Origin of the sequence: Catenibacterium sp., from assembly GCF_052354645.1 — a bacterium.
Taxonomy (GTDB): domain Bacteria; phylum Bacillota_I; class Bacilli_A; order Erysipelotrichales; family Coprobacillaceae; genus Catenibacterium; species Catenibacterium mitsuoka_A.
The window spans coordinates 1-6,214 of the sequence record NZ_DAWDDM010000022.1 but is presented as its reverse complement, the minus strand read 5'-3'; the positions used below and the strand labels follow the sequence as shown (position 1 = coordinate 6,214).

The 6,214-nt window shown below is 33.6% G+C and carries 6 protein-coding genes; 3 read left to right on the top strand and 3 right to left on the bottom strand.

Annotated elements, in window-relative coordinates; genetic code table 11:
• The 3 genes from ACT8VG_RS01955 to ACT8VG_RS01945 form a co-directional block, all read right to left on the bottom strand.
• On the bottom strand, window positions 1-785 hold a 785-nt coding region (locus ACT8VG_RS01955; RefSeq protein WP_444195090.1), incomplete at its 3' end, for a metallophosphoesterase.
• Window positions 785-2,530, bottom strand: coding sequence for a ribonuclease J1 (gene rnjA / locus ACT8VG_RS01950; protein WP_022425581.1), 1,746 nt, complete (start codon window positions 2,528-2,530; stop codon window positions 785-787). The genes ACT8VG_RS01955 and rnjA, both read right to left, overlap by 1 nt.
• Window positions 2,531-2,658: 128 nt before the next feature.
• Window positions 2,659-3,519, bottom strand: coding sequence for a DegV family protein (locus ACT8VG_RS01945; RefSeq protein ID WP_187012070.1), 861 nt, complete (start codon window positions 3,517-3,519; stop codon window positions 2,659-2,661).
• A gap of 116 nt (window positions 3,520-3,635) precedes the next feature.
• Between ACT8VG_RS01945 and ACT8VG_RS01940 the strand changes: the two genes are divergently transcribed.
• From ACT8VG_RS01940 to ACT8VG_RS01930, 3 genes are all read left to right on the top strand, one after another.
• Window positions 3,636-4,430 (top strand): mechanosensitive ion channel family protein, encoded by a 795-nt coding sequence (locus tag ACT8VG_RS01940; protein WP_432272536.1) that lies wholly within the window; start codon window positions 3,636-3,638, stop codon window positions 4,428-4,430.
• A 48-nt stretch (window positions 4,431-4,478) separates the two neighbouring features.
• Window positions 4,479-4,787: a thioredoxin gene (trxA, locus tag ACT8VG_RS01935; RefSeq protein ID WP_006504303.1), complete on the top strand. Its 309-nt coding sequence runs from the start codon at window positions 4,479-4,481 to the stop codon at window positions 4,785-4,787.
• Between the two features lie 239 nt (window positions 4,788-5,026).
• Window positions 5,027-6,214: peptide ABC transporter substrate-binding protein (locus tag ACT8VG_RS01930; protein WP_444195089.1), on the top strand; the 1,188-nt coding region annotated here is incomplete at its 3' end.

Genomic DNA, 6,214 nt, shown 5'->3' with positions numbered 1-6,214 from the left:
ATCATAATAATCTCATTTTCACATAATACTTTAAAATGATAGTTATGACGTGGTGCTATACCATTACTTACAATTAGTTCAGAACCATTTTCTGTATAACTTCCATGATTATAAGTAGTCGCATTATTACACTTTACAAGTGGACCAATACCAGGGAACCAGATAGTCCCACCATTACTATGTCCAGATAACTGTAAATGTGTATGTCCTTTATTTTGACTAAAACTATCAGGATAATGACTTAAAGTTAAGACAAACCCGTCAGAAGCAGGTATTTCTTCCTGACTATTAATAGATTGTCCATAAAGGGTAAAAGAACTATTACGATAATGAATGGTACGAGCACTGTTATTAAGTACTTCAAATCCACCTTCATTAAGGATATTAGTCACTTCCTCAGCATGTGCATGATCTTCATCACCAAGTACTGCAAACTTACCATAATCTGGTTGAAGTTTCTTTAAGATTTTCTGTACTCTAGCATCTTGAATAGGTTTACTTTCATACAGATCACCAGTAAAAACAACCATATCATAGCTTTGATCTTCAATCTCATCGACAATCTGTTCAAAACGATCAATATCTTTGGATGTAGTAATATGTATATCGGATAAATCTACAATCTTAAAGTTTTTAAAACCATCAGGTAATAATCCATTACTATAAGTCATTCTTGTAAAAGAATAATGTGTTCTAGAAAAGAGACATGTATAACCACCAAACAACACCAATGCGAAAACAATAATTGCAAGAATACTAGTACGAATAATTTTCTTTTTCTTCATTATTTCTTATTCATGATGACAGGAATAATCATCGGTCTTCTCTTTGTCTTAGTATAGAAATAAGATGTTAATGTTTCTCTGATTGTATTCTTAATTTCACCAAATGTTGTTTTTTCCTGCAATAAAGCACGTAGCTTACGATCTACAGCCATTTCTGCTCCATAAATCATAGGTTTACTATCTTTCATATAAACAAATCCACGGCTCATAATAACTGGTTTATGAAGTAAAATACCTGCATGAGAATCCATACTAATAAGTACTGCAACCATGCCATCTTCACTTAAAATCTGACGGTCATGTAATACCGCTGTAGATAAACCTGTTAAATCATTACCATCTACATAAATATCATCTGCATGTACGCTTCTTGTCTGGAATATCTCATGATCCTTTAAGCATAAACAATCCCCATTACTTAATACAAATGCATGATCAGGCTTTCCACCTACTTCTTCATATAATTTTTTATGTATACAAAGCATTTTATGTTCACCATGAACTGGGAAGAAGTATTTAGGCTTAGTAAGAAGCATCATGAGCTTCTGTTCTTCTTGGGAAGCATGTCCAGAAGTATGAAGGTTACTGATCATAGAGTTTTCTAGAACTCTTGCTCCAGAACGATATAACTTATTAATTAAACGTGATACAGAAGATTGGTTACCAGGAATAGGGTTAGATGAGAATAATACAGTATCACCAGGTTTAATCTTAATCTGACGATGTGTACCATTCGCAATTCTATTTAATGCAGCAAGTGCCTCACCCTGAGATCCAGTACATAGAATTAGTATTTCATTATCAGGAAGATGTTTTGCTTCATCATTCTTAATAAAGAAACGATCAGGACACTTGATATAACCCATCTTTCTTGCAACATCAATATTGTTGACCATTGAACGTCCATATACAAGAATCTTACGATTAAACTTAACAGCAGCTTCTACAATCTGCTGTACTCTATGTATATTAGATGCGAATGTTGCAACAATAATACGTCCTTCAGTCTTTCTGAATTCTTCCTGTACCTGTCCTGCAACAGTCTTTTCACTAATAGAGAATGTAGGTACTTCTGCGTTCGTACTATCACTCATTAATAAATCGACACCTGTTTCACCTAAGAAACTCATAATCTGATAATCAGCAGGATTAGCAACTGGAGATAAATCAAACTTAAAGTCTCCTGTTTCTACAATACGACCATCAGGTGTATTCACAATAATCCCCATAGATTCAGGAATAGAGTGGTTTGTATTAAAGAAACCAATATTAAAATATTTAGTTTTGATAGAACTTTCATGGTTAATAGGAATCATCTTAGTTACATGTGTAAGATGATGTTCCTCTAGTTTTCTTCTAATCATGGCACAAGCCAATGGAGAAGCATAAATAAATGGTATATTCACTAGTCTTAATAAGAAAGGAATACCCCCAATATGGTCTTCATGACCATGTGTAATAAATAATCCCTTGATCTTTTTATTATTCTTTCTTAAATAAGTATAATCTGGAATAACATAATCAATCCCAGGAAGACCTTCAGATGCAAATTTAACACCTGCATCAATAATAATCATTTCATCATTACATTCAATACAGTAAGTATTCTTACCAACCTCATTTAAACCGCCTAATGCGAATATCTTTGTTCCCTGTGTTTTAACATTATGATGTGTAGAAGGGAATCTTCTTTTAGAACGGTGAGGTTTGAATGTCTTTTTCTTCTCAGTATTATCGACTGACATAAACTACTATCCACCTCTTTCTCAAATAATGTAAATTCATTCATTAAAATAATAATATAAATAAAGTGAATAATCAATGTTGTAAGGGAATACATGAGAAATTAAAAAAAGATGTTCTATTGAACATCTTAATAAGAACCTTTCTTAAAAGCAGCTATTGCAAGTGAACCTGGACCGATATGACAAGCAACACTTAATGATAAACGGTCAAAGATGACCTCTTTATCAGGAAATGCTTCTTTGATCTGTTCAAGATAATCTAAAGCAGCTTCTTTATCATAAGAATAAACACATGCTACTTCATAATCATCACCCCAGCCACGATCACTAATATCCTGTTTTACCTGGTCAATCATCATCTTACGAGCTTTTTTCATAGTACGTGAGGTACCGTATTTATCTAATTTTTCACCCTGAATAGTAAGAATAGGCTTAATCTTCAATAAACCCGCAAGCGTTGCAGCAGCAGGGGATAAACGCCCACCTTTCTTTAAATATTCAAGTGTATCTACAGTAACATAGATAGTGGCATTCATCTTATTGTTCATAAGATAATCATAAATCTCTTTTGCACTATATCCCTTATCTGCCATTGCAAGGGCATCTAGGACATCTGCTTTTTGTGTTACAGAGATTCTTTGAGAATCCACAACAAATACTTTTCCTTTATACTGATCTTCATCCGCCATCATCATTGCTGTCTGACAGCTTCCAGATAAGCCACTGCTCATAGGTATATGAATGATAGCGTCATGTGTTTTTAATATTTCATCCCACTTCTTTGCGATAATACCAATAGTAGGCTGTGAAGTGAATACTTCTGCACCACTCATTAGTTTTTCATAGAAATGTTCTTGTGTTAAATTGATATCTTCTTCAAATTCTTTCCCATCTATAGTAAAAGGCATAGGAATACAATAGATACCTAATTCTTTTGCTTCTTTTTGTGTAATGCCAGAGTTACTATCTGTCATGATTGCAATTTTCATACAAGGACCTCCTTCAGTCAAACACAATTTTAACAATTTTGAGGAATAAATCAACATTTTCTTGACTAATCAAGGTAGACGAATTATTGTAAATGCACATGAAAGGAGTTACAAAAATGGTGAAAAAATACTTAGAAACACTTTATGGTATGGGAGAGAAAGCTCTTCAAGCCCTTATCATTATAGTTATTGGATATGTTGTATATAAGATTTTTGATAAGTTATTTACAAAATTTATAGAAAAGTCTTCCCAGGATGAAATTGTCTTAAACTTCTTTAAGACAATCATCAAGACAGTCTTTATTGTGATTATTGCGATTATGGCTTTATCACAGCTTGGTATTAATACAAGTTCTATTCTTGCTATCTTTACTGCAGCTTCTGCTGCTTTTGCACTTGCTATTAAAGACTCACTCGCAAGCTTCTTTGATGGTATTATCATCTTACTAGCAAAACCTTTTTCAAAAGGAGACTTAATTGAAGTTGTAGGTGTCACAGGAAGAATCCAGGAAATCTCTTTACTCTATACAAACCTACTTACTTTAGATAATAAGAAGATTGTCATTCCTAATTCACAGTTAGCACACTCAACATTAGTGAACTATTCAAGTGAAGAAATACGTCGTGTAGATTTAAACTTTGATGTTATTATGGGTAGTGATACAGAATTAGTTAAGAAGGTTATTATGGAAGAAGCCTTATCTAATCCTTATTGTCTCAATGATATTCCACCTTTTGTGAATATGACAGAATATAAGGATAGTGCATTAACCTTTACACTTAGAGTATGGGCAGCCACAGAAAACTATGAAACACTTAGATGTAGTTTACTTGAAAATATGAATAAGCGTTTCAACGAAGAAGGTATAGAACTTGCCTATACGACCTATGATATTCATCTAAGCAAATAAGTTGCGGAATATTCTTCAATCTGTTTAAATATAGGTGAGGTGAAGAATATGAAAATTGTAGATCAGAACGGTTTTAATGAAGCATTAAACAATAAGTATGTATTAGTAGACTTCTATGCAGACTGGTGTGGCCCTTGTAAGATGGTTGGTCCAGTATTAGAAGAATTAGATGCTGAAAATGATCAGTTAACAGTTGTTAAAGTCAATGTAGACAATGAACTTGATTTAGCATCTAAATACGGTGTACAGTCAATTCCAAACATGATTTTCTTTAAAGAAGGTAAGGCTGTTACACAGATCATTGGTTTCGCAAATAAGGATGCAATCCTTGATAAAATCAACCCATTTATGGACTAAGAGGCACCTGATTGGTGTCTTTTTTATATGCGTGATTTTTCTTTTTATGATAATAAATTAAGCGTAAAAAATATTAAAATTAGTCAATTTGTGGAAAAGACAAATAACTAAAATAGATTCATGAAATGCACAAAGATTTATACTAATGAATATTGACATGTATACACAAAGAGTGTAAGATGTTTCTCATGATAGTTGGATGCTATCATATAGATATATCCATTATGGAGGGGAAAATTATGAAAACAGTAAAGGTTTTAGTTGCTGCAAGTATGGCAGCAGCATTACTTGCTGGATGTGGAAGCAAAACTGATACAGATACTTTCAGATTTGCAAGTGAATTAGATATCCAGGGTATGGATTCTACAGTAGTTGATGATGGTATGTCATACAACGCAATCCATGCAATCACAGACGGCTTAACAGCAGTAAATGACAAAGGCAAGACAGTTCCAGCATTAGCTAAGAGCTGGGATGTAAGTGCTGATGGTAAGACTTACACTTTCCACTTAAAAGATGCTAAGTGGTCAAATGGTGATAAAGTCACTGCCAACGATTTCGTTTATTCTTGGAAGAGAATTATTAAGAATGCAGGTAACTATGCTTACATGTTAGGTGATGATGGTGCATCAGTTAAGAATGCGAGTCAGTTGATTGATCTAGGTCCTAAGGCAACTGATGAACAGATGAACACTTTAGGTGTTAAAGCAACTGATGATAAGACTTTAGTTGTTGAATTAAACAACAAGGTTCCATATTTCACAGATTTAATGGCTTTCCCATGCTACTTCCCACAGAACGAAAAGTTCGTTGAAAAATGTGGTAAGAACTATGGTACTAAACCAGAATACACATTATCTAATGGTGCTTATACAATGACTAAGTGGATCAAAGGTAACAAAGCAACATTCACTAAGAACGATAAGTACTATGATGCTAAAGCAGTTAAGACTAAGAACCTTGAAATGTTCCTAGTACAGGATCCTAAGACTGCTGCACAGAACTTTGACAATGGCAAAGTTGACTATGCAACAATCAACTCTACATTAGTAGATAAGTATAAAGGTAAAGATACTTTCACTACTTTCAATGAAGGTTTCTTATTCTACTTACAGTTGAACTTCAACAATAAGACAACTGCAAATAAGAATGTAAGAGAAGCATTATCTTATGCAATCAACAGAAAAGACTTATGCGAAAAAGTCTTAAAGGATGGTTCTAAAGAAGCAACTGGTTTTGTTCCATCACAGTTATCTACTAGCCCAGCTGGTAAAGACTTCCGTGATACTGCAGGTGATCTTGTAGGTTATGATACAAAGAAAGCACAGGAATACCTAGATGCAGCTAAGAAGGAATTAGGTACTGATACAATCACTTTTGATTTATTATATGGTACTGATGAATCACCCATGGATACAATGGCTGAA